Raw genomic sequence first — 23911 nt, 5'->3', positions numbered from 1 at the left:
GCCGTCCTCCCGCAGATGGTGCGGCACCGCCCCGCGACGGGGCCGGAAGGCCGCCGGGCCAGCCGCCGGCGCGCCTCCGACAGCGGCACCCACGCGGCCTCCAGGACCGACCCGTCCGGGTGGTGGGCGCCAGGTCCCGCACCGCGGTGGCGAACTCGAACGTGAAGACCGTCCAGACCCCGGCCCGGCCGGGGTCGTCGGTCACGGTGTACTGGCACAGGACGGCCGGCCCGGTGCGGCCCGCACGCCGGTCTCCTCCCGCAGCTCGCGTGCGGCGGCCTCGTCCACCAGCTCTCCGGGCTAGACCCGGCCCCCGGGAAGCACCCAGCCCGGCTCCGGGTCGTCGCGAGCCGCTCTCGCACCATCGGCACCTCCGTGCCGCTGCGGACCAGAGCCGCCACGAGCAGTCCGCTGCGACCCGCTTGGGGGAGTGGCACGACGGTGTCCCTTTCTGATTGTGAATTCGCACAGTAGTGGATCAGTCACTGTGCGAATCTGTCGGCATGCGACGACGACTGGCCGCGCTGACGGCCGCCATCCTCCCGGTTTCCGCGTGCGGTTCCCTCGGGGCCGCGCATCCCGCCATCACCAAGGGCCAGGCCCAGCAGGTGCTGACCAACTACCAGACGGTCAACAACCGCGCCAACGCCGACCTCGACGGCAACCTCCTGGCCAGCGTGGAAACCGGTGACCAGCTCGAGATGGACCGGGCCGGCTACCGCCTGCGGCAGGCCAAGAAGGACAAGTACACCCCGTTCACCTACTCCCACCCGGCGTTCTACATTCCGCGTCAGGACCGCTACCCCAAGTGGTTCGCGGTGGAGGCGGTCTCGGGGCAGACCCGCCACGCCCTGCTGTTCACGCAGGACCGCGCGGGCGGGCCCTGGCTGCTGGCCGCCGACCCCTTCCCCTCCTCGCCCCTCAGCGGCATCGCCCTCGACAAGGACGGCTTCGCCACGGCCGTGAGCCCCACGGACACCAACGCCGCCCTCCAGCCCCGCAAGGTGGCCGTCGCGCACGCCGCGACGCTGTCCACCGGGGCCGGCGGCATGGCGCCCGGTCCGTACACCTCCGAGTCCCGTGACGCGCTGACCAAGGTCCAGACCGAGTTGCAGCAGCGCGGCGTGACCCTGACCTCCGACTTCGCGCCCGACCAGCAGCGCACGTACGCCCTGCGGACCACGGGCGGTGGCGCGCTGGTCTGGTACGTCGTCCGCCAGAGCGAGCGCTACGACATGGTCGACCCCGGCACGGTCAGCACCAACGGCGACCTCGCCGGGCTGGTCACGGGGCAGGTGGGTCATCACCTCAGCTCCGTCGCGCTGATCCAGTACCTCGCGGTCGTGCCCGATCACGGCGACACCCGGGTGATCGGCACCTACCGCAAGGCCGTGCAGGCCACGACGTCGTAGCCGGTGCCGGTCCATGTGGAGCACGGAGCCCCGCGGGGGTGGCCCCTCGTACGGCCGAGGGGCGCCCCCTCACTCACTTGACGGGGACGGTCGCCTTGATCGTGCCGCCGTCGGCGGCGATGATCGCGGCCTTCTCCTCACTCGTCGCGCCCTTCTTGGTCGCGGGCGGGACCAGCGTGGCGAACTGCAGCGTCTGGTTCACGTCCAGCTCGTTGTGCACGAGGTCCGGCTCGACGAACGGCGCCGCGTCCTTGGGGATCGGCACGTGACCGGGCTTCTTCTTGCTCTTGGTCGACACGGCGTCGCGGCTCAGCGCGTACAGGACGATGCCACCGCCGTCGGTCGTGGCCAGCGGGAAGATCGGGAACGACGTCGTGGCGTACACCGTGTCGACCTTCAGCCCGGAGCCCTTCTTCGGCTTGGCCGCCTTCTGGTCCGAGGTGTAGTAGCTCGTGGTGTGCCTGCCGGTCGCCATGACCTTGGCCGCGACGTTCCCCGGGCCCTCCTCGGCGAGCGTGGCCTGGATGGGCGGCACGTCCCGCGGCGGGATCAGCAGGCCGGTGTCGAACGTCGCCAGCGGCCTGGCGTACCCCTGGTCATCGACCGCGATCTTGGGTGGCTTCTGCTTCTTGTCCAGCAGCGTGGCGAGGCTGAGGCGCCACCGCATGGTCGGCTTGCTCTTGACGAACCCCATCAGCACGGTGTGGGCGCCCTTGCCGTCGGCGAGGGTGCGTCGCACGCTCGCCACGAACCACTGCTGTCCCTCCGCTTTCAGCTTCGGCACGTACAGCGTCGGGGTGCCGTACCGGTAGCGGGGCACCGGGTCGCCCGCCGCCATCGCCCGGCGGAACGCCGCCGCCGTCAGCTGCGACTGCCCCTCGCTGGTCCACCACAGGGCCAGCCGTTCGTCGCCGCTGGCCCGCGCCACGTCCTCGTTGGTGACGAACGACTGGAACGCCTTGGCGGCCACCGCGAGGGTCAGCGGCACGGGCGGAGGAGAGGTGTCGGGGCTGGACTCCGCCGCCACGGGCTTGGTGCGGGCCTGCTCGTGCGAGCCGCCCGAGCACCCCGTCAACCCGGCGAGGGCCACTGCCGTCGCCAGAGCCGACGCAACCGCTGTCCTCATGCTCCCCGGCCGATCATGTGTTATCGATGTGGGGCAGAGTATGCCAGGCGAATCCGAATGCCCGAACGCGAGGCCGATCAGGCGGTGGCTCGCGTACCTCGCGGACCCGGCCCCAGGTAGGCTTTCGATCGTGGCAGCCATCGACCCGTCAGAAGAGATGAAGGAGCTCGGCGCGATGCTCGGCGGCATCGAGGCCGTGCTCGACCTCGACGGCATGCGCCGTGACGTCGGCGAGCTCCGTGAGCAGGCTGCCGACCCCGAGCTGTGGAACGACCAGGAGCGGGCGCAGCAGGTGACCCGCCGGCTGTCCTACCTCGAGGGCGAGCTCGGCAAGGTCGAGGGGCTGCGGGGTCGGCTGGACGACGCCGGCGTGCTGCTGGAGCTGGCCGCCGAAGAGGGCGACGACGACACCCGCGGCGAGGCGGAGCGCGAGCTGGGAGCCCTCCGCAAGGAGATCGAGCAGCTCGAGGTCCGCACCCTGATGTCGGGGGAGTACGACGCCCGCGAGGCGCTCGTCACGATCAACTCGCAGGCCGGCGGCGTCGACGCGGCCGACTTCGCCCAGATGGTGCAGCGGATGTACCTCCGCTGGGCCGAGCGGCACGGCTACCCGACCGAGATCTACGACACGTCCTACGCCGAAGAGGCCGGCATCAAGTCGACGACCTTCACGGTCAAGGCCCCCTACGCGTACGGCACGCTGCGCGGCGAGCACGGCACCCACCGCATGGTGCGCATCTCGCCCTACGACAACCAGGGGCGCCGGCAGACGTCCTTCACCGGTGTGGACGTCGTACCGGTGGTGGAGCAGACCGACCACGTCGACATCCCCGAGGACGACATCAGGGTCGACGTCTACCGCTCCAGCGGGCCGGGTGGCCAGGGCGTCAACACGACCGACAGCGCGGTGCGCATCACGCACCTGCCCACCGGCATCGTGGTGTCCTGCCAGAACGAACGCAGCCAGCTGCAGAACCGCGCGACCGCCATGACGGTGCTCCAGGCCAAGCTCCTCGAGCGCAAGCGTCAGGAGGAGGCCGAGCGGATGAACGAGCTGCGCGGAGAGTCGACCAGCTCGTGGGGCACCCAGATCCGCAACTACGTGCTGCACCCGTACCAGATCGTCAAGGACCTGCGTACCGGTGTCGAGGCGGGTAACCCGACGGCCGTGCTCGACGGCGACATCGACGAGTTCATCGAGGCCGAGATCCGCTGGATGCGCCGTCAGGAAGCCGGCGACGGGCAGGAGTGACGCCCGGGGCCCGCGAGGCGCCGGGGCCGACCTAGTTCAGCCCGAACTTCAGCGCGATCAGAAGGGTCAGCGCGAGGACCAGGGCGCCGATCAGCACCGGGGAGATGCCGAACGTCCAGGGGTAGTGGACCTCCGCTCGCGCCGCCCTGCAGGTGGCGCAGCGGCCCTCGACGACGGGTCCCGCACACCGAGCACAGATCAGGTGTTCGCAGCTCATCTGGCTCCTCTCCGCGTTTTTTGATGCCCGGTTGCACCTATGGGTGTACCCAAGTTGGACGTTTCATGCCAGTGTCCCCCTTAGACTGCTGCTTGGCCAATCGGCCCCCGAGCCGCGAAGCCGTCGCGGGGCGGCCTGTCCCACGAAAGTTCAGCCGCCTCCGTCCCCCACCCCCTAGACTGACACGTCGTGATGCAGCCGTGATCCACTTTGATAACGTCACCAAGGTCTACTCGCACCAGAGCCGGCCGGCCCTCCAGGGTGTCAATGTGGCCGTCGAGAAGGGTGAGTTCGTCTTTCTCGTGGGTCCCTCCGGGTCCGGCAAGTCGACCTTCCTGCGCCTGATCCTCAAGGAGGAGCGGCCGACGCAGGGGGGCATTCACGTCGCCGGCAAGGAGCTGAACAAGCTCACCAACTGGAAGGTCCCGCACCTGCGCCGCCGCATCGGCTGTGTGTTCCAGGACTTCAGGCTGCTGCCGAACAAGAACGTCTATGAGAACGTCGCCTTCGCGCTGGAGGTCATCGGCAAGCCCCGGCGCTTCATCCGCAAGGTCGTCCCCGAGGTGATCGACCTCGTCGGCCTCGAGGGCAAGGCGCACCGCATGCCGGACGAGCTCTCCGGTGGTGAGCAGCAGCGTGTGGCGATCGCGCGGGCGTTCGTCAACCGGCCGATGATCCTGCTCGCCGACGAGCCCACGGGCAACATCGACCCGGCGACCAGCATCGGCATCATGAAGGTGCTCGACCGAATCAACCGGACCGGCACCACGGTGGTGATGGCCACACACGACGCGGCCATCGTCGACGCGTTCCGCAAGCGGGTGGTGGAACTCGAGGACGGACGGGTGGTCCGCGACCAGTCTCGCGGTGTGTACGGCCAGGCGTACGGAGGCGTGTAGCCTCTAGCCTCCGTTGGGAGAGCGAGACTCCCCTATACCGGCCCATAACGGACGACCAAGGACAGCGAGGCATGCGCGCACAGTTCGTTCTTCAGGAGATCTGGATCGGTCTCCGCAGGAACCTCACGATGACCATCGCGCTCGTCGTCACCGTCGCGATCGCCATGGCGCTGTTCGGCACCGGCGTCCTGCTCAAGATGCAGGTCGACAAGTCGAACAACTACTGGTCGGACAAGGTCGAGGTCTCGGTCTATCTCTGCAACAGGCTGAGCGCGAACCCCGCCTGTCACAAGGCCGAGCCGACGCAGGCCCAGAAGGACCAGATCAAGTCGCAGCTCGAGTCGATGCCGCAGGTGGCCAAGGTCACCGCGGAGACCCAGGCGCAGGCGTATCAGCGCGCCAAGGAGCGCTTCTCCAACACCCCGGGTTTCTCCGACACCATCCAGCTCGGTGACATCCCCGACTCCTTCCGGGTGAAGCTGAAGGACCCCAAGGAGTACGCCGCGGTCGTCGCGCAGATGACGAACCGCCAGGGCGTCGACCAGGTGATCAACGAGCGGGCGATCCTGGAGAAGTTCTTCAAGATCCTCGGCGGTCTCCAGTGGGCCGCGCTGATCATCGCCGCGATCCAGGTCATCGCGGCCGTGCTGCTGGTCGCCAACACCATCCGCCTCTCGGCCTTCAACCGCCGCCGGGAGACGGGCATCATGCGGCTGGTCGGGGCCTCCAACCTCTACATCCAGCTGCCGTTCGTCCTCGAAGGCGCCATCGCGGGCCTGATCGGCGGTGTGTTCGCGGCCATCCTGCTGGGCTTCTCCAAGGTGTTCCTGCTCGGACGCCTGACGAAGAACCTGCAGTTCGCCACCCCACTCGACTGGTTCGCGGTCACACAGGTCATCGTGTTCTCCGTGTGCTTCGGTGTGGTGCTCTGTGCGCTGGCCTCCTTCCTCACCCTCCGCCGCTACCTCAAGATCTGAGCCACGAGCACGCGGTGATCGTCGGATCGCGTACCTTCGGGAGGGGATCGGTAAACCCGCCGGGTTCGGTGGTGACCGCGGCCGATCCCGATGTCGCGGCCGACCGCGACCGTCCGTACGGGGAGAAGGACCGAGGCTGAGTTCCAGTGCCACGCGAAGAGGGGCGCAAGCTCATCGCGCAGAACAAGCGCGCGCGCCACGACTACCACATAGAGGACACCTACGAGGCGGGCCTCGTACTCACCGGCACCGAGGTGAAGTCGCTGCGGGCCGGCCGGGCCAACCTGACCGACGGGTTCGCTCACATCCGCGACGGTGAGGTCTGGCTCGAGGGCGTCCACATTCCCGAGTACACGATGGGGACGTGGACCAACCACGCCGCCCGGCGCCCCCGTAAGCTCCTGCTGCACCGGCGGGAGATCGGCAAGCTGAGCGGCGCGACGACCGAGTCCGGGCGCACCATCGTCCCGTTGTCCTTGTACTTCAAGGACGGAAAGGTCAAGGTCGAGATCGCGGTGGCGCGAGGCAAGCGGTCGTATGACAAGCGGCAGGCCATCGCGAAACGGGATGCCGAGCGCGAGATGCAGCGCGCTCGCGCGGCACGGCTGAAGAGGCGCTGAGAGTGGTCATGCGACGGGTCCGCGGAGTGGCGGCCATGGCGGCGGCACTGCTGGCCGTCTCCGGTTGCAAGATGTTCGCGGAGCCCTCGCCGTTGCCCACGGTGCGTAACTTCCTGGTCGCCTGGCAGAACGGCAACTACTCCGGCGCCGCCAAGCAGACCAACGGCGACCGCAAGATGGTCGCGGGCGCGCTCGAGGCGCTGCCGGGCCAGCTCGACCTCGCCTCGCTGCACCTCGCGCTCGGCCACGTGCACAAGGACGGCGAGGACGCCACGGCCCAGTTCGAGGTCAGGATCGACCTCGGCGACAACGGCCCGCCCTGGGACTACGGCAGCCAGATGCACCTGCACCGCTCGGGCGGCGAGTGGAAGGTCGTGTGGAGCCCGTCGATCATTCACCCGAAGCTCGGCAAGGGGGAGCGCCTCGCCGTCGTCACCGAGACGCCGCAGCGGGCCTACGTCCAGGACTCCAAGGGCCGCGCCCTGACCAAGAACACCAAGGTGGAGATCTTCGGCGTGCTGCCGGGCCAGCTGGCCAAGCCCGACGAGACCCTCGAGAAGCTGTCGGCGATCACCGATCTGGACAAGGACCGCGTCCTGGGGCGCGTACGCTCCGCGCCGCCGCAGGCGTTCCTGCCGCTGGTGACGCTCCAGCTGCCCGCCCAGGCCTCGGTGGCCGCCAAGCTCCTGCAGGTGCCCGGCGTGCAGGCCCGCACGCGCTACCTGCCCCTCGCGCCCGCGGCCGCCGGTGACCTCGTCGGCCAGCTCGGCCCGGCCACGGCCGAGCTCCTCCAGCAGGTCGGCGCGCCGTACCAGCCGGGCGACACGATCGGCATCTCCGGCCTCCAGGTGCTCGACCAACGGCGCCTGGCCGGCACCCCGACCGTGAAGGTGGTAGCCCAGGCCCCGTCGGGAGCCTCCAGCCAGGTGCTGTACGAGCTGCCGGGCGCCCAGAGCCGGTCGGTGCGGACGACGGTGGACCGGAGGGTGCAGCAGGCGGCGGAGAACGCCCTGAAGGGGCTGCACGCGCCCGCGTCGCTGGCCGCCGTGCACCAGGCGACCGGTGAGGTCCTGGCCGCCGCCGACCACGGGACCAACGGCAAGAACCAGGCATTCGAGGGCCGCTACCCGCCGGGAATGACCTTCGGCATGATCACCACCCAGGCGCTCCTGGGCTATGACCAGAAGCTGAACGCCGCCGTGGCGTGCCCGCCGACGTACAAGGTGGGCGACGAGGTGTTCCACAGCTCCTCCCCGCGCGGCAAGACGTTCCAGTCCAACTTCGCCCGCTCGTGCCCGACGGCGTTCGCGTCGCTGTACCGGACGCTCGCGGACCAGGACCTCCGTACGAGCGCGGCCCGTTTCGGCATCGGTGTGCCGTGGACCCTGCCGCTGCCGTCGTTCTCCGGCGCCGTGCCACCGCCGGCGAACACCGCCGAGCGCGCCGCGTCCATGGTCGGCCAGGGCCGCATCCAGGTGAGCCCGCTGGCGATGGCCCTCGCCGCCGCGACGGTGGAGAGCGGCACCTGGAAGCCCCCGAGCCTGATCAAGGACCCGGCACCGCCGCAGCCGATCCAGCCACGGTCGCTCGACTCGGAATCGATCTCGACGCTGCAGCCGCTGCTGCGCAGCTCGGTCAGCTCTGGCGCGGCCCACGCGGCCGACGTGGCGGGCAACAAGGGCACGGTCAGCGGCGTGGTCGCCCAGGTGCCGTACGGGTCGGGCAAGACGGTGTCGTGGTTCGTAGGCTTCCGCGGCAACGTGGCCTTCGCCCTGGCGGTCGAGGGAAAGATCGACGCGGCGGCGGTCGCGGCGAGGTTCCTGCGGAACGTGCCGGGCTGATCGGCCGTCGGCGACTTTGTGATCTCTTGACTCATCGGGCACAACCTTCGCCGGGGTCACCGACGTCTTAACAGATGACTGAGACTCCGCTTGGGGGGTTGCGGACTCAGTCGCCGTGATGAGACCAGAGCCTCGTCTCGGGGGAGGCTCTGCCGTCCGGACCGGCCCGACCCTGCCGGTCACCCCCGTGGGTGTGCCTAGTCCACGCCCACGGGGGTTCTCATCTTCTCTCACTGGCGCCCCACACGCCCCAGTGCCGCCGAACGCCGTTCAGAGCCGATCGCCGTGGGCGGGAATCGCGTTGGCGTGGTGTGTGTTGTACGTGTACGGTCGTCATGGTGGGTGCTGCGGTGCCCGTTGACAACTGAACATGGGGGTGATCGGTTTCGACTTCGGTATGTCGAGATATGGGGAAGCGGGCCGAGGGTTGCGGTTGTGACCTCGTTAATCCTGTGACCGCAAACGAACAAGTGCCAACTCTAAGCGCACTGAGTTCGCCCTTGCCGCCTGAGGCTAGGTAACGAACTCTGTCAGCCCGGGAGTGTCTCCGGCCCGGGATCTGGCATCGTAAGGAGACTCAACCTGTAGTTCCGGCCGCGGAAACGACAGGGAAACCAAACAGCGGCTGAGCCTGTCGGCGACACGCCTGCGTGAGCGCCGGGGCTGAGAAAACGCCAAGCAGGCTGCGCCCGGAGAAGCCCTGTCTTGGTACCGAAGGACGCGGGTTCGATTCCCGCCACCTCCACGCGACTCCGGCGACCTGTGCCCTTGCGGGCCGGGTCGTCGCTTCATGTTGGTCCAGGGGGGCGACCCCCTGGAACCCCCGATGTGGGGGGCTCCGCCCCCACAGCCCCCTGCGGGGTGTTGTCGGAGGAGGGTCTATTCGTTTGACGGCGTTGTTGTTCACGGCTCGTGAGGGCGGTGGGGGCAGCGCCGTTTGCTATTGGATCGGCTGGGGTGCGGGTCGGTGTGCGGGACGCGCCTACGGCGCCGGGCTGGGTATCGATCGTGGGGAGTTCGTCGCTCGCGAAGCCTGCACGCGCCGCGATCTCGGCGCCGTGATCCGCATCCTGGGTGCGTACGGTGTTGCGCAGGCGCGGCTCATTATGCGTGCGGCAGGATACGAAAACTCTTCCGAGGTGATCCGGCTAGCTATCCAACGCCTGTCTGATTACGCGGAGCGCTGGGGCAACTACCCGCGTAGGCGTCCGTCCGGTAGAGGTCGGGTGTCGGGAGATGTGGGAACGGTTTTGGAGACGTAATTATTGGTTGTGGCTCATGCGGTGGTGCGCTGCCTGAGCGTGCTCCACGGAAGGCGCCTTATCCCAAATCCTTCTCTCAACTCTGGACGGAATGCCGACCTCGCTACGTCATGGGTGGATGAGCGCTGGCGCGCCGATCTGGATTTGCCTGCAGATTCTCGCGCAGGCGCAGGCACCCCGTCCGTCACGGTGAGATCGAGGGTGACGGGCGGGCGGGTGAAGATGATTTTGCCGTATGGGCTGGGTTTTGGCCCACCTTGCGGGTCAGCACCCAGGTACGCATGAGTGAAGGGCGAGGCCGCGCGGCCTCGCCCTTCACTCATGCGGCCGAGACGGGTTCGTAGCCGAGGGCCAATCCGCCTGGACCGGGCACGTTCATTACGTGCGTGACCCGTTCACAGCGCTTGATGCCTGAGCTATTTGATCCAGAGTTGTACAGTAAAAGCCTGGTCATAGCAGTAGTATTGCCAGCCCTCACGCTCGTATTGCTGGCCCGCATCGACGCACTCGTAACGGCTCGCATAGTTATCGACCAGTGTCCACGGTGGACCCGGCACGAATTCCGCGGAGCCGCCGATCTGCGGGGCGGCCGCCTGGGCGGTCGTACTCAGTCCGCTGACCGCCAGGATGGCGAGCCCGGCACTCACGGCTGCTTTGCGTAGTCGCATCTGCGTCTTCCTTCTCGAGGGGTGTTGGACTCGGATCGCGTCAGTCGTTCCACCCAATCGCCCGTGCTCACTCAATCCGCTGGAGAGCGGTTCAGCAGATCAGTCCAGTGGTCGGTTAGTAAGGCGATCCGGCGGAGCGATCTTGCCGCCGATAACGAATAATGACTATATAAGATTCCGCGTACAAGAGTTCTCGGCGAACGCTATGGTTCGTCTCCATAGACGCGACCGCTCGCTACTCATCCCGCTGGGGGCATCAGCGGACAACAGCGAGCCCGGCCGTGCGGTGTCACGGAAACGGTCGGCTGCCTGCGTCGGTACGCCGTTCAGCGGCTGCGGGGGCGTGCCTTTCGCGCCGGACAGGTGTTCCCAGGGGCTGGACCGGTACGCCCAGAAACCGGCAACCACAGCTGCCCGGTATCGCCCATCGGGATACGGCCTCTCGAGAACGGTGACGGGCCGGAATCCAGATCGTGGGCGTCGCGGCTTTTCCGGCCAGTACTGCCGCGCTGGCTCAGGCGTCCGTCTTGAGTGCCGACCGCAACGCCATCACCTGGTCGTTTGTGTTCGAGTAAGCGGTTGTCAGGTCCACTGGTGCCCCTTGGGGTGACGACCCCCTCCATGACAGCGGCGGTGATCGCTTCCCACAGTGGCTCGTCGGCCGGTCGCTGCCGTAGGGTCGCCGATCTCCTGGGCGCGGTCGGTCCCGATGGCGCAGATCGCTTCGAACTTGGAAGAGAAGTAGTTGTTGAACGTACGAGGAGAAACATTCGCGGCGGCGGCGATGTACGTTATCCAGCCCTCGTTCTACCGCCAGCCGCAGTGCGGCTTCGCTGAGCGCGTGGCGGGTGGCCAGTTTCTGCGTTCGCGTAGGCCGGTGGATCGAGGCACGCGATCCGCGATACCGTTTCCTGCGTGGCGCGCAATTTTTCGTACCTCGCAAGAAACGTACCGTCGTGGTCACACGCCAGCCTGGAGCACAGATGAACCGTCGAGGGGTGTGCTACGACGTGGGGCGCGTGCTCGGGATGCAGTGGCGTCCCGAGTTCGACCCGCGGGTGGTTCACCGCGAGCTTGAGATCATCAAGACAGACCTCCATTGCAATGCCGTACGGGTCTGCGGGCGTGACATCGGACGGCTGATGACCACGGCCGAGGACGCGCTGTCTCAAGAGTTGGAGGTGTGGTTCCAGCCCGACCTCTGGGATCGGAGCCCGCGGGTGACGCTCGCCTACGTCACCAAGGCCGCCACAGCGGCACAAGCGCTGCATGAGCGCTGGCCGGGCCGGGTGGTCTTTAGCGTGGGCACGGAGCTGACCCTGTTCATGCGAGGCATCATTTCCGGCCGGACATTCCATCGACGCCTTGCACACCCGTCGTTCCATGAGAACGTCATCGCGGGCACGCACAACAAGCCGCTCAATGTCTTTCTCACTCAGGCCAGCGAGTCCGTTCGGCGGGTCTTCGGAGGCCCGATCACGTACGCGGCGCTGATCTGGGAGGCTGTCGATTGGGACCTGTTCGACATCATCAGCGTCGATCACTACCGCGAGGAGCGGACCAAGGTTCGCTACCTCGACAGGCTCCAACCCCTGTTGACCATCGGTAAGCCGGTCGTTGTCACCGAGTTTGGAATGCGCGCATATCAGGGTGCCGAGAGTTCGGGCACCCTAGGCGTAGGGATCATCGACTACCGATCCCTCGGCTTGCACCAGCTCCCGGTCATCGGCCGGTTCGTACGCCCCCGACTCAACGGACCATACGTGCGCGACGAAGCACTCCAGGCTCGCGAGATCGCCGACACGCTCGCCAGTCTCCAAGCGTCCGGCGTCGATGGGGCGTTCGTTTGCACTTTTGTTGAGCCGCTGTCGCCTTACGACCCGGACCCGAGACACGACTTGGATATGTCTGCACTCAGCCTCGTCAAGACCTGTGGAAACGGCCGTGGAGATACATACCCGGACATGAGCTGGGAGCCCAAGCAGTCCTTCCGCGCTGTCGCCGACTTCTACGCCGGCACCCCCGGCCAACGCTGAGCCGGCGACACGCCATCGGCTACAAGACGCCGTTAGCCAAGGCCGACCTCTAGACGCCGCCATTCTCGGCGGCCCCATCCACCTCGTCGCTACCCGCCGCGTCCACAGTGGGGTCGTTCTGCCGCCGGAAACTCGCGAGCCAAGAGTCGGACCGCAGGCAAGGCTTCGCCACTCAACCCTCATCCTGCTCTGGCCCGGTGTGGTCGGCGGCGATGACGATCGCGACCAGCGCGTCGTCCAGGGTCTCGTCAATGTCGGCCATGTGCTCGGGGTCCTCCGAGAGCCGATCGCGGGTGGCGACGACGCAGTAGCCGACCCGATGGGCAGCAACGTGATCGAGTAGACGGCGCAGGTCAGGACGGTCCATGCTCAGACCCGAGTAGCCGACATCAACGAACTCGTCGGCCATCCTCAACCCGAGACGATCAGTGGCGAGCGCGATCTGCGCACGCTGGCGCTCTACCTCGTGGGCCGCTTCGTCGGTGGTCGTGGGTGCGACGCGGATGTAGGAGACGGCGGGCAGGTCGCTCGGTGACCAGTCCTCGGCGCTCATGACGCCTGCGCGGCCGGTACCCGAGTGTCGATACGTCCGGCCTCGGCGGGCGCCGGGTCGGCAGGGTGGGTGCGCTGCCAGTCCCGCAGCAGCACCTTCTCTTGGTGCCGGACCCGCAGCAACCGGACCACCGAGGTCGGGATCAAGAACGTGAAGCGGCAGATGTTCCAGAACCCGATAATGAAGAACAGGTTGACCCAGCCGGGTCCACCGTTACGGACGATCGTGCCGGTGGCGACCATGACCAGCCCGTAGACGACGACTCCAGCGAGGCCGACGAGCGGCGCGTGACTGTCTGTGGCCGGAGCTGGCGCGCTACTACGAGACGCAGGGGTTCACGCTCGTTCGTGAGGTCGAGCGGGGGAAGCGTCGGCTGTATCTGCTCGCCCGCCGGGCGGAGCCGATCGAGGCGGTCGGGGAGTGGTTCAGGACCGGAACGCCTGTGTTGCCAGGTGTAGGTCGATGACCTGCAACAGCTTGGCGTGGAACTCCTCGTCGTAGGGCTGGCTTTCGACCTCGGCGGCGGTCGCGCGCAGGCCGTCCGGGTCGACCAGGCCCGCCTCGATGAGTGGCGACCCGTGGGCGAGCATCTGGTTGATCAGCGGGATCCCGTTCGTCTTCAGGGAGCTCTCTACGAGCCACACGAACGACTCGCGTTCGACGGGGTTCGTCACGTCGTCGTCCAGGCCGAGGGCGGCGAGGTGTCGGCGCTGGAGGTTCTTGAACTCGCGCCGGTAGATCGGGAGTTGCTCGCCGAGCGCGATCATCGCCGGGTCGGTGAACGGGTGCACCGGCCAGGTCCCGGCGCGTAGCAGTGGCGGCGCGGTCGTCTCCAGCGACAGCAGCGTGATGGCGTTGACGACGGCGGGCGGGGCGACGGCGTCTTCGGTGATGTGCGCGTTCGCGGCGGCGACGGCCGCGGACTCCTCCGGGGACAGTGCGACCATCTCGTCTCCGCCGAGGCCGGTCACGAGAGTACGGGCGCCGTGCTCGGCGATCATCCCGGTCAGATGGGCGAAGGGCGCGAACAACGGCTCTTCGTACGGGCTGATGAGCTGCCCCGATACGCGCGCACAGATCGAGTGCAGGGGTGGCCGGGCGGCGCAGTCGACCAGCAGGTCCCGGCCGCTGAACGGGACCTGGGCGAGCATCTTCTTCCGCCGGCGCAGCTGCCGCTCGCGGCCGGCGCCGATGACGACGAGCGCCGCGGTGTCGATCTGGCCGGGCCAGCGCTGTGGGGCGCGCGTCGCGATGGTGCCGGAGTCGAAACCGCCGGTCAGGTGGAACACCGTGAAGGCAGGGTCGAGGGGGCGAACGTCCAGGGCGTGGTCGATGGTGGCGGCGAGCGCGGCGAGGACGTCGGCGCCGTCGGCGAGCTCGCGCGGGGAACGGTGCAGTGCCGGTTCTGGGTAGTGCAGGTGCAGGGCGCCGCCGAAGGTCGCGGTCGCGCGTTCGGTGAGCCGGTGAATGCCGGTGAACAGCGTCTCGGTGCCGTAGCGGGGCCGGTAGATGAGCAGGCGGGCGGCCTCGCGCGGGCTGAGCCCGGACGCGTGCGCGCGCAGATCCGCCATGTCCCATGACCCGTGCAAGACGCTGTCCTGCTCGGCCAGGTACACAGGTACAGCGGGGTGGTACGGGCGGCGCCCGCCGAGACGCGAATCGGATGGCCGGGTGCCGTCTCGACCGTCACGTGGTCGGCGGGCCACCGGTCGCGCAGCTCCAGTTGAACCACCTCGCGACGGGCGGTGAGGAGCGCCTCGGGGTCTGTGACCTTTCATCCCTGCACCACGAACGTGTCGCGGTCGGTCTCGTACAGGCTTGGACAGCCGGTCCTCCCGCTCTCCGTACCGAGCCGGCGTAGTTTCACGTCGTCCCTCCGAACCGGAGCTTGCCACTGTTCGCCCCTCGGATCGCCGGACGGTCCCGGCTTGCCGTCAAGGGCTGGAGACACAGAGCCGCCCCGCACGGCCCGGGCGGCCTGCGGGGCGGCTTCTACTTGAGGGGGCTACTCCCGCATGTCGGCGGGCGTCTCGTTCGCCGGCGGGTTGTAGCGGAGGAGGGGCGCATTCGTTCGGGGGATGTTCGTCCACGGCTCGTGAGAGCGGTGGGGAGCAGCGTTTCTGCCGGGCGCGATCGGGGTTGCTCAGGCGAGGGGAGCCGTCGCGGAATGGTTCGGCTGCGTACGGGGGTGATCGGTGCGACGGCGCGCACCCGTCCTGGAACGGCGGAACCGGACGCTCCACACGGTGCTGAGGACGTTGGCGCTGGTGTTCAGGTCGCCGGTGTGTACGTGGGCGATGTTCAGTAGCGGACACCGCTGGCCTGCAGCAGTGGGGACACGATCGACGGGTGCCCGTCCACGGTGGCTCCGGCGAACTGGAGCGTGGGTGCCAGCGTCCGGTTGTTGTGGGCCGGGAAGCTCAGCGTGGGAGTCGACACCTCATCCAGCGTGGTGCGCTGGGTGTCGGAAAGCGTCAGGTCCAGGGCGTGCAGGTTGACCTCGAACTGGTCCATTCGGCGTGCGCCGATCAGGGTGGAGGTGATTCCGGGGCGGTCCTGTATCCAGGCGAGGGCCACCGCGGCCGGACTGGCGTTCGCCTCGCGAGCGACGGTGTTGAGGGTGTCGATCACGACATAGTCGGCCTCGCTCGGGGCGCCGACCAGCTGCGTACGGGTGGTGTCGACCTGGCCGGTGGAGGCGCTGGAGTATTTGCCCGACAGGAATCCGCTCTTCAGCGGGCCCCACGGCATTACGCCCATGCCCAGGGCCTGGGCCATCGGGATCAACTCGCCTTCTGAAGTCCGCTCGAGCAGGGAGTACTCCAATTGCAGCGCGATGATCGGGGCCCACCCGCGCATGCCGGCGATGGTGGCCGCCTCGGCCGTCGCCCACGCCGGTACGTCGGAGAATCCGACGTACCGCACCTTGCCGTCGCTGACCAGGTCGTCCAGTGCGCGGAGGGTCTCCTCGACCGGCGTGGTCGGGTCGAAATTGTGCAGCCAGTACAGGTCGACATAGTCGGTCTGCAACCGCCGCAGCGAGTTCTCCAACTGTTGCACGATCGCCTTACGGCCGGATCCGCCGCCGTTGGGGTCGTTCTCGTACAGGTTGCCGAAGAACTTCGTGCCGATCACGACGCGATCACGCAGCGCGGGCCGCCCGGCGAAGTAGTCTCCGATGATCTTCTCGGAGTGTCCGTTGGTGTAGATGTTGGCCGTGTCGATCGAGTTGCCGCCCCGGTCGAGGTAGGCCGCGAGGATGTTCTTGGACTCCTCTGGGCTGCTGCCCCAACCGTGATCTTCGCCGAAGGTCATCGCACCCAGTGTGAACGGGCTGACGCGCAGTCCCGAGCGGCCGAGCGTGACGTAGGAGTCGAGCGACATCGTGGAGTTCCCCTTGGTAGATGTTCGAGACGCCGCAGAGAGGGTTTCTCCGGGCTCCTCCGAGCCTCCCTCGATACGGCGTGGACTCCTAGACCGATGCGGGCGGATCGTTGCATGATCTGCTCAAGTTCGTCCGGATCGTGTTATGCGTGCACAGGCATCCATGGTTCACTGGCGTGATGGGTCACATGGACGAACTGCGCCGCCGGATCGCGCGACTGGCCGCGGGCAGCCCACGTCCGGTGTGGGTCGAGGGGATGCAGGTGTTCTCCACCGAACGGGTGACCGAACCGCTGGGGACCGTCGCCGAACCCGCGCTCGCCCTGGTGGCCCAGGGGACGAAGCGCTCGGTCCTCGGTGACCTCATCTTCGACTACCACGCGGGTCAGTACCTTGTCGTGACCGTCGACCTTCCCCTGGTCTCCCAGATAAGCCAGGCCACGCCCACTGAGCCGTTCCTCGGGTTCGGGCTTCCGCTCCAGCCGGCGCTCATCGCACAACTGCTGATAGAAGCCGGCCCGGCCATCGGCCGCCCGCACGACGGCCCCGGCATCGCGACCAGTGACGCCGACGACAAGCTGCTCGAGGCCGTCGTCCGGCTGCTGCGTCTGCTCGACGAACCACGTGACGTCCCGGTGCTGGCGCCCAGCGTACGGCGCGAGATTCACTGGCGGCTGCTCAACGGACCTCAGGCGGCCCTCGTCAGACAGATCGGCTTGGCCGACAGCCGCCTGACCGTCGTCGCCCGCGCGATCGAGTGGATCAAGACTCATTACGACCGGGTGATTCGCGTCGACGACCTCGCCGACCATGTCGGTCTCAGCGTCTCCTCGCTCAACCGGCATTTCCGCGCGGTGACCGCCATGAGTCCGGTGCAGTACCAAAAACACCTTCGACTCCAAAAAGCCCGCATCCAGCTCATCGCGGCGCCGCACGACGTGGCCGCGGTCGGCTACGCCGTCGGTTACGACAGTCCGTCGCAGTTCAGCCGCGAGTACCGGCGCATGTTCGGAGCCCCACCCGGGCAGGACGCGGCACGCTTGCAGGGCATGGCGACCGTCCAGGAGTAGCTGCGCCACAGATCGCACCCGCGGTCCAGCCGTCGGTTCGGGATGGCCATCAGCCACGTCGGCGTACCGGCGAACGGCGCGAGTTCTCAGGTCTTCAGCGCGATGTGCACGGTGTGGTGGCCGGTTGCCGTCGCCGGGATCGTTGGTCGGCCGGGGTGGCCGTCGACGGTGCACGAGCGTATTCGGTTGCCGGCGCCGGTCAGGGTGATGTCCAGTGTCGCGTCGCGATAGGGCACGCCGTACAGGCCGACGTCGCCCCAGGACCGAGGCAGGGTCGGGGAGATGCTCACCTGCTCCGGTGTGAACGTCAGGCCGAACAGGCCGGAGTAGATCATCCGTAGGTATCCGGAGGCCGACCAGGCCTGGTCGGGCTGGGACGTCCATCGCGAGTCGTTTCCCGTCTGCCAGCCGCCGTCCACTGCTCCGGTCAGTGAGTTGTAGAGCTCGTAGAAGTTGTCGTCGCTGGCGCCGACCAGGCTCGCCAGTTCGGTGACCGCGCGCTCGAACAGGTCGGTGCGTCCGCCGGCGGCTGCGGCGTGTCCGAACATGCTGTGCACCATCGGCCACACTATGACGTTGTGCCGCCCTGGGCGGTCGTCACTGAACCTCGGGAAGTGCGGCCAGACGTTCACGATGCCCCGTGGCTGCCAATGTGCGTTGTTCAGCAGCAGCCGGGTCCGCCGCGCGTCGGCGACGCCGAACAGCACCGCGAAGGCGAGGCCGGCGCCTTCCTGGGACGGATCGAGTTCGCCGGCGTGGGAATCGCCGCCATGGATGAGATAGCCGTAGCTGCCGGGATTCTCACGCCAGAGGTGACGGTTGATCGCCTGCCGCAGCGCCTGCGCGTCGCTCCGGTGCCTGCCGGCCTCGGCGGATCGGCCCATCTGGTCGGCTATTCCCGCCAACGCGGTGAGCGCGCCGTAGTAGAGGCAGTTCGTGGACAGGCACATCAGCTCGTCCGCGTGTGGATAGTCGAGCACGAACGACGAGCCGATGCCATCCGCCCAGGGCGGGCTGGGGTATCCGGCGATTCCATCGTTCATGAACGACGGTCCGGCGAACAGCCCGAAGTCGGTGTTGAAGTTCCGTGCCTTGCGGGCCGCCAGGGTGTTCGCCGACGCCTGGTAGGCATCCGCGAGAAAGTCGCGGTCGCCGGTGATCGCATAGTGGTTCCAGGCGGCGACCACCCAGACGACCTGGTCCCACCACTGGTTGTCCTGCTGGACGATGAGACCGTCGTGCTCCTGACGGTCGATCACCGCCCAGAGCGTGTTGGCCCCCACCATCGGACCCAGCAGGCTGGCCGCGTTCCAGGCGTTGACGGCGGCGTCGCGCGTCCACCTCTGTGGCGACGGATAGCCGCCCCCGGCACGTACGAACGTCCCCGGCGGATAGTCGACGAGCCCGGCGCGGTCGTAGACCGCCGGGGTCGCGTAGACGGTGTTGATGCCGATCAGTCCCGTCAGCGCCGCTTCGTACAGCCTGCCCAGCGAGTTCTGCCGGCCGGCGTCGCCGAAGGACAGCGAGGGCATGCTGAACTCCACCCTGCGCGCCCGGCCGGTCCGGGGCGGTTCGGCCGCGGCGGCGCGGCCCTGGGGGAGCAGCACGGTGGCCGCCGCGAGCGTTCCGTTCGCGGACAGGAACACGCGTCGGGAAGTTCCTTGACTCTGATCGGAGTGCGACATGCGCGGATGTTATGACAACGTTGTCAAGTCAGATAGCCCGGAGAGAGAGGTAATTTGGCCGATCCTGGAAGGCTCCGGAGCAAAGCCCTTCGCCAGCCCGAGCGCTCCGTCGGCGGAGGTCGCGGCTCTATTTCTGGTGCCGCTGACTTTGAGGTGCGGTTCGATCCGTCGTGTGGGGAGCGGATTGCTCCGGTAGTGACCCCAGCAGCGTGAGGGCGTCGGCGCTCGGTGAGTCAGGCTCGGCGTGGTAGACGACGAGCAGTTGTCCGTCGGCGCCGGTGACGGCGAACTTCTCGTAGTGCAGTTCCAGGTCGCCGACGATCGGGTGGCGCAGGCGGTGTACGCCGCCGCTCGGGTGTGGCTTGGCGTCGTGGCGCGACCAGAGGCGGCGGAACAGGGCGCTCTTGATCGACAGTTCGCCCACCAGGTCGGTCAAGCGCGGGTTGTCGACGTCCGGGCCGACCATCGCTCGCAGGGCGGCGACCAGGCTGCCGACGCGGTTCTGCCAGCCGGGCAGAAGCTCCTGAATGGCGGGGTCGAGCAGCACCGAGCGAAGAATGTTGTTGCCCGGGGTGAAGATCGGCGACAACATCACGGCGAGACGGTTGGCGGCCAGGACGTCCTGGAGCGGCCCTTGGACGTACGCGGGGGTGGTGTGCCAGGCGTCGAGCAGAGGCTGTACGCCTGGCCGTACCCGTGCGGGGCGCCGCCGCCGAGGCTCCTCCGGAGTGCCGAGCGCGCGCAGGTGGGCGGTGGCGTCCTCGTCGAGGCCGAGCGCGTGGGCGAGGGCATCGAGCACCTGGGGTGAGGGGCGCCGGTCGCGGCCCTGCTCCAGGCGCGTGTAGTACTCGGTACTGATCCCGGCGAGCATGGCCAGCTCGTCCCGGCGCAGCCCGGGCACCCGCCGATGACCGTTGTCGGGCAGCCCGACATCCTCGGGCCGGATCAGCTCGCGCCGGGCCCGTAGATATTCGCCGACCAGGTTCACGCTCTCGACCCTAAGCCGGTTCGGATCCCGGCTGGTAGCCCTGGCGGCACCCCTCTCAACAGGGGAATGGCTGATCGCCGGAGGGCGGCGCACGCTACCCGCATGACTTCACGAACCTGGCTCATCACCGGCGCCAACAGCGGCTTCGGGCGGCATCTCAGCGAGCAACTCCTGTCCCGCGGCGACCGCGTCGTCGGTACCTTCCGCGCTCTCGGCAGCGTCGATGATCTGTCCACACGCTGGCCGGACGCCTTCCGCGCGGCCCGCCTCGACGTCACCGACCCGGCCGGGATCACCGCGGTGGTCGACGAGGCGTGGGCCGCCCTGGGCCGGGTCGACGTCGTGGTCAGCAATGCCGGGTACGGCCTGATGGGCGCGGCCGAGGAATTGACCGACGAGCAGGTGGAGCACCAGATCGCCACCAACCTGACCGGCTCGATCCGGCTGATCCGGGCCGCGCTGCCACACCTGCGCCGGCAGGGCGGCGGCCGGATCCTGCAGCTCTCCTCGGTCGGCGGCCAGGCGGCGTGGCCGGGCGGGTGCCTGTACCACGCAACGAAGTGGGGCGTGGAAGGCTTCGCGGACGCGCTGGCGGGTGAGGTGGCCCCGTTCGGCATCGACGTCACCATCGTCGAACCGGGAGGCGCCCGCACCAACTTCCGCTACGGCGGTTCGGTGCTGGCCGACCGCATCGAGGCCTACGACGGCACGCCCGCCGCGGGAATCCGCCGCATCCTCACCGAGCGTACGACCGAAGGAATCGGCGACCCGGCCCTGATGGCCACCGCGATGATCGCCGCCGTCGACCAGGACCCGGCACCCCGCCGCCTGGTCCTGGGCAGCGACGCGTACCAGGCCATCGAGACCGCCCTGACCGCCCGGCTGGCCGATGTCCGCACCCAGCGCGAGTCGGCGGCGGCGACGGACGCCCCGCTGGAGGGCGTGACCACCGGCGGCCCGGCCGACCTGGACGCCTAGAAACGCGATACGCCGGGCCGAATGGCCGCTCGGGGCACCGCCGGGCTTTTCGCGGGTTCAAGTCGCCGAACCCTATAATCGCTGCGCCCAGGCCCGAGGGAACGGTTCCAGGAACCGCCGCGTGCCGATCCGAGGAGGGCGTGAGATGCCGCCGTGGTGGTTGATCCTGGCATGGATCATTCTCGTACCGATGGCCGTCGTCATGCTGGTGAACCCGCAGAGGCTGTGGAGCCGCCCGGCCAGGACCTGGGCGCGGGATCATCCGGATGACCGGTACACGCGGGGGTGGGCCGCCGCCGGGGTGCTGCGCGCCGTCACGGGGCTGCTGATCGTCGGTGTCAGTACGGTCGTCTGGTTCCACCATGCGCACGCTGCGGCGCAGCCGCGCCTTCCGGGCACCGACTCCACGGAGAAGGTGACCGCGCACCCGGGGCCGCCTCCTCTGGTCGCGATCGCCCCTGACATGTACGCCCGCCACGGAAAGGGGCTGCGCATAGTGTGGCGATCGTGGGCCGAGCGTGTCGGCTGCCGGTTCGACCACGTGCGGGTGGACGAGTCCTCCTCACGGGTGACGGTCACCGTCTACGAGGCCGGCGCCGAGTGCGCGAAGAGCCACAACGCCTACGGCGCGTTCGGCCCCTTCACCACGCGATACACCGACGTCGCCCTGCGCTCGCCGCTCAAGGACCGCAGCGTGGCGAACGCCGACGGCACGCCGGTACCGCCGTTCCCGAAGAGGGGGTAGAGCGCCCGCCTTTACGCAGAGCGCCCGTCTTACGCCGAGGGCCGCGGGCCTCTCCGGCGTGGGTTCCCGGGCGCCGTTCCGGCCCGGCGGCTGTAGGCGGTCATCGTGCTGTGGGTGTGCCGCCAGGTGATGTGGTGGATGCTGGAACCGATCGGCGTCCATTCCCGGGCGAGAAGCCGGAAGAAACCGTCATCGGCACAGTGCCCGCCCGCGCCTTGCCCGATGTAGATCAGCAGGTCTCCCGGGTACGAGCGGAGGGCCTGGTACGCCCACGGGCTGCCGTGAGACGGCCAGCACAGCAACAGCGCCCGGTCGGGATGGTGCCGGGCGGCGGTCGGGCCGTCTCGCCGGATGGCGGAGTATTCGGTGCCGTCGGTGAAGGTGTTGGCGGAAGAGCTGACGGGCTCGTAGGCGATGGCGTCGATCCCGGCTTGTTCTGCCTGCCACGCCCAGTAACCCGAGCCCGCACCGATCTCCACCAGGCCACGACCGCCCAGGATCCGGGTCAGCCAGACGATGTCGCCCGGTGAGGGGATCGCCCATGCGTAGCGCTTGGTCAGCAGGTGATGCCCGACGGGAAGCCCGCGGGCGAAACCGTCAGGGCAGATCCCCTCGCCGGCCACGCGTACCGACGGCAGCTGCCGGACGATCTCCCAGTACGGGTTGTCCGCCCCGGCGGGGGTGACCTGGTCGTAAGCGCTGCCGGCGATCCGGAAGGCCGTCGCAGGGCCCGTGAGTCCGGATCGTCGCGCCCACCACTCGTGGATCTCGGCGAGTTCCGCTGACACCGTCACCGCGACCTCCTCGGCAGGCCCCTCGGACGATATACGCCCAACTGCGGACGAAGGAACGATGTCCGGCCAAATGCCAGATATGGCAGTTCAGGCACGCAGGGATAGGTGCATACCGCGACGGGCCGGACCTATGATCTCCTCCCGGAGGGTGACGCGGTCAGGCCGTCGTCCTGCGGCGGCCGGGAGGGACGCGGATGGGCGTTGCCCTGTTCACGCTGGGCGGCACGATATCGATGGCCGGCCATGCACACGGCGGCGAGGCGGGGCCGGTGGTCACCCGGTTGAACGGGGCGGATCTGACCGCGGCCGTACCCGGGCTCGCCGAAGTGCCGTTGGACATCCACGACGTCGATGCCGTCCCCAGCGCGAATCTGACCTTCGCGCAGGTTCTGGCCTTGGTGGAATCCGCGTCACAGGCGGTACGGGCGGGAGCCTGCGGAGTGCTGGTCACCCAGGGGACCGACACCCTGGAAGAGACCGCCTTCCTCGTCGACCTGGTCTGGCCGTACGCTGAGCCGTTCGTGCTGACCGGTGCCATGCGCAACCCGACGCTCGCGGGACCCGACGGACCGGCGAACGTGCTCGCCGCCGCCCGCACCGCCGCCGCGCCCGCCGCCCGCGGTCTGGGTGCGCTGGTCGTCCTCAACGACGAGATCCACGCCGCCCGCTGGGTGCGCAAGACCCACAGTACGAGCACCGCCACCTTCGCCTCCCCCAATACCGGCCCGATCGGTCACGTCATCGAAGGCGACACGCGCATCCTCACCACCCCCGTACGGCACCGCGCGCTGGATCCGCGGACCGAGGCGCTGGACGACATCCGGGTCGCACTGCACACCGTCACCCTCGACGACGACGCCGTCACCCTCACCGCTGTCGCCGAGGCGAGCCAGGGACTGATCATCGCCGGCTTCGGTGTGGGCCACGTCCCGGCCGCATTCGTCGATCTCCTGGACGCCGTGGCCGAACGCATGCCGGTCGTGCTCACGTCCCGCATCGGGAGCGGATCCGTGCTGCGTCACACCTACGGCGCCATCGGCTCAGAGACCGACCTGCAACGCCGCGGACTCATCAACGGCGGCCTCCTCGACCCCTACAAGGCCCGGATCCTCCTCCGTCTCCTGCTGGCCGGCGGCGCCGATCGAGAGACCATCACCGCGGCCTTCGCCGAGCACGGCTGACCGCCGGGCGGTGGCGATCGGCCGTGCTTCCAGGGCATCGTCATCCGGGGTGCCCCGGCCCGGCCGTCCCCGGCAACAGCCGTAACGTCGGCGGCTAGGGCCTGTCTCGGAGTGGTCGGGTCGTGGGTTTTCCACAGCCGTGCGTGGGGTCTTCTTTTGGTGTGTGGGGTGGCTTGACAATGGAAGTGGGGTCGGCGCCCCCTGGGAGGGCCAGGGTTCCGGC

21 protein-coding genes, 1 other RNA gene and 1 pseudogene are annotated in these 23911 nt (G+C 68.5%); 12 read left to right on the top strand and 11 right to left on the bottom strand.

The annotated features are described in order from the left end of the window. Positions 1-201: 201 nt before the first annotated feature. Positions 202-297, bottom strand: a pseudogene (locus ACFFNX_RS12905) (hypothetical protein); the annotation flags it as partial. Positions 298-503: 206 nt separating this feature from the next. Between ACFFNX_RS12905 and ACFFNX_RS12900 the strand changes: the two are divergent. Next, the gene (locus ACFFNX_RS12900) at positions 504-1412 is read left to right on the top strand and encodes a DUF8094 domain-containing protein (RefSeq protein WP_378200036.1); all 909 of its coding nucleotides are present in this window, start codon (positions 504-506) and stop codon (positions 1410-1412) included. A gap of 73 nt (positions 1413-1485) precedes the next feature. Here the strand turns inward: ACFFNX_RS12900 and ACFFNX_RS12895 are convergent, their stop codons facing one another. After that, on the bottom strand, positions 1486-2538 hold the full coding sequence (locus ACFFNX_RS12895) for a DUF8094 domain-containing protein (RefSeq protein ID WP_378200033.1): 1053 nt from the start codon (positions 2536-2538) through the stop codon (positions 1486-1488). A gap of 130 nt (positions 2539-2668) precedes the next feature. Here ACFFNX_RS12895 and prfB point away from each other — a divergent pair, with 130 nt between their 5' ends. Then, positions 2669-3790, top strand: a complete 1122-nt coding sequence (prfB, locus tag ACFFNX_RS12890; RefSeq protein ID WP_378200030.1) for a peptide chain release factor 2 — start codon at positions 2669-2671, stop codon at positions 3788-3790. A gap of 31 nt (positions 3791-3821) precedes the next feature. Here the strand turns inward: prfB and ACFFNX_RS12885 are convergent, their stop codons facing one another. Then, positions 3822-4007, bottom strand: a complete 186-nt coding sequence (locus tag ACFFNX_RS12885; RefSeq protein ID WP_378200027.1) for a hypothetical protein — start codon at positions 4005-4007, stop codon at positions 3822-3824. 200 nt (positions 4008-4207) lie between these two features. Here ACFFNX_RS12885 and ftsE point away from each other — a divergent pair, with 200 nt between their 5' ends. The 5 genes from ftsE to ssrA all read left to right on the top strand — a co-directional run bounded on the left by ftsE (position 4208) and on the right by ssrA (position 9092). Beyond that, the gene (ftsE, locus tag ACFFNX_RS12880; RefSeq protein ID WP_378200024.1) at positions 4208-4906 is read left to right on the top strand and encodes a cell division ATP-binding protein FtsE; all 699 of its coding nucleotides are present in this window, start codon (positions 4208-4210) and stop codon (positions 4904-4906) included. A 71-nt stretch (positions 4907-4977) separates the two neighbouring features. Further along, positions 4978-5883: a permease-like cell division protein FtsX gene (gene ftsX / locus ACFFNX_RS12875; RefSeq protein ID WP_378200021.1), complete on the top strand. Its 906-nt coding sequence runs from the start codon at positions 4978-4980 to the stop codon at positions 5881-5883. Positions 5884-6029: 146 nt separating this feature from the next. Further along, positions 6030-6503, top strand: a complete 474-nt coding sequence (gene smpB / locus ACFFNX_RS12870) for an SsrA-binding protein SmpB (RefSeq protein ID WP_378200017.1) — start codon at positions 6030-6032, stop codon at positions 6501-6503. An 8-nt stretch (positions 6504-6511) separates the two neighbouring features. After that, entirely contained in the window at positions 6512-8344 is a 1833-nt protein-coding gene (locus ACFFNX_RS12865; protein ID WP_378200014.1) for a penicillin-binding transpeptidase domain-containing protein, read from the top strand. Positions 8345-8716: 372 nt separating this feature from the next. Then, positions 8717-9092, top strand: a transfer-messenger RNA (tmRNA) gene (ssrA, locus tag ACFFNX_RS12860). A 930-nt stretch (positions 9093-10022) separates the two neighbouring features. Here ssrA and ACFFNX_RS12855 read toward each other — a convergent pair. After that, positions 10023-10274, bottom strand: coding sequence for a hypothetical protein (locus ACFFNX_RS12855; protein WP_378200011.1), 252 nt, complete (start codon positions 10272-10274; stop codon positions 10023-10025). Positions 10275-11272: 998 nt separating this feature from the next. Here ACFFNX_RS12855 and ACFFNX_RS12850 point away from each other — a divergent pair. Next, a complete protein-coding gene (locus ACFFNX_RS12850; RefSeq protein WP_378200008.1) occupies positions 11273-12310 on the top strand; it encodes a glycoside hydrolase family 113 protein in 1038 nt (345 codons plus the stop codon). A gap of 172 nt (positions 12311-12482) precedes the next feature. Here ACFFNX_RS12850 and ACFFNX_RS12845 read toward each other — a convergent pair whose 3' ends face one another. The 4 genes from ACFFNX_RS12845 to ACFFNX_RS12830 all read right to left on the bottom strand — a co-directional run bounded on the left by ACFFNX_RS12845 (position 12483) and on the right by ACFFNX_RS12830 (position 16247). Next, positions 12483-12863 carry a recombinase family protein gene (locus ACFFNX_RS12845; RefSeq protein ID WP_378200005.1) on the bottom strand — a complete coding sequence of 127 codons (381 nt, stop codon included), beginning with the start codon at positions 12861-12863 and terminating at the stop codon, positions 12483-12485. Further along, positions 12860-13105: a hypothetical protein gene (locus ACFFNX_RS12840; protein WP_378200002.1), complete on the bottom strand. Its 246-nt coding sequence runs from the start codon at positions 13103-13105 to the stop codon at positions 12860-12862. The genes ACFFNX_RS12845 and ACFFNX_RS12840 overlap by 4 nt, the downstream gene beginning before the upstream one ends. 183 nt (positions 13106-13288) lie before the next feature. Continuing rightward, the gene (locus ACFFNX_RS12835; protein ID WP_378199999.1) at positions 13289-14452 is read right to left on the bottom strand and encodes an asparagine synthase; all 1164 of its coding nucleotides are present in this window, start codon (positions 14450-14452) and stop codon (positions 13289-13291) included. Between the two features lie 712 nt (positions 14453-15164). Beyond that, positions 15165-16247: an aldo/keto reductase gene (locus ACFFNX_RS12830; protein WP_378199996.1), complete on the bottom strand. Its 1083-nt coding sequence runs from the start codon at positions 16245-16247 to the stop codon at positions 15165-15167. 110 nt (positions 16248-16357) lie between these two features. Between ACFFNX_RS12830 and ACFFNX_RS12825 the strand changes: the two genes are divergently transcribed. Continuing rightward, entirely contained in the window at positions 16358-17317 is a 960-nt protein-coding gene (locus ACFFNX_RS12825; RefSeq protein WP_378199993.1) for an AraC family transcriptional regulator, read from the top strand. Between the two features lie 86 nt (positions 17318-17403). Here ACFFNX_RS12825 and ACFFNX_RS12820 read toward each other — a convergent pair whose 3' ends face one another. Beyond that, entirely contained in the window at positions 17404-18963 is a 1560-nt protein-coding gene (locus tag ACFFNX_RS12820; RefSeq protein WP_378199990.1) for an MGH1-like glycoside hydrolase domain-containing protein, read from the bottom strand. Between the two features lie 166 nt (positions 18964-19129). Continuing rightward, on the bottom strand, positions 19130-19990 hold the full coding sequence (locus ACFFNX_RS12815; protein WP_378199987.1) for a helix-turn-helix transcriptional regulator: 861 nt from the start codon (positions 19988-19990) through the stop codon (positions 19130-19132). A 102-nt stretch (positions 19991-20092) separates the two neighbouring features. Between ACFFNX_RS12815 and ACFFNX_RS12810 the strand changes: the two genes are divergently transcribed. Both ACFFNX_RS12810 and ACFFNX_RS12805 read left to right on the top strand, forming a co-directional pair. Beyond that, positions 20093-20968: an SDR family oxidoreductase gene (locus tag ACFFNX_RS12810; protein WP_378199984.1), complete on the top strand. Its 876-nt coding sequence runs from the start codon at positions 20093-20095 to the stop codon at positions 20966-20968. Between the two features lie 145 nt (positions 20969-21113). Further along, positions 21114-21713, top strand: a complete 600-nt coding sequence (locus tag ACFFNX_RS12805) for a hypothetical protein (RefSeq protein WP_378199981.1) — start codon at positions 21114-21116, stop codon at positions 21711-21713. 29 nt (positions 21714-21742) lie between these two features. Here ACFFNX_RS12805 and ACFFNX_RS12800 read toward each other — a convergent pair whose 3' ends face one another. Further along, positions 21743-22507: a hypothetical protein gene (locus ACFFNX_RS12800; protein ID WP_378199978.1), complete on the bottom strand. Its 765-nt coding sequence runs from the start codon at positions 22505-22507 to the stop codon at positions 21743-21745. Between the two features lie 194 nt (positions 22508-22701). Between ACFFNX_RS12800 and ACFFNX_RS12795 the strand changes: the two genes are divergently transcribed. Next, positions 22702-23688 (top strand): asparaginase, encoded by a 987-nt coding sequence (locus ACFFNX_RS12795; protein ID WP_378199975.1) that lies wholly within the window; start codon positions 22702-22704, stop codon positions 23686-23688. Positions 23689-23911 lie beyond the last annotated feature (223 nt).

This window comes from Actinoallomurus acaciae, assembly GCF_042429965.1.
GTDB lineage: Bacteria > Actinomycetota > Actinomycetes > Streptosporangiales > Streptosporangiaceae > Actinoallomurus > Actinoallomurus acaciae.
This window is presented reverse-complemented; position numbering and strand designations above follow the sequence as displayed.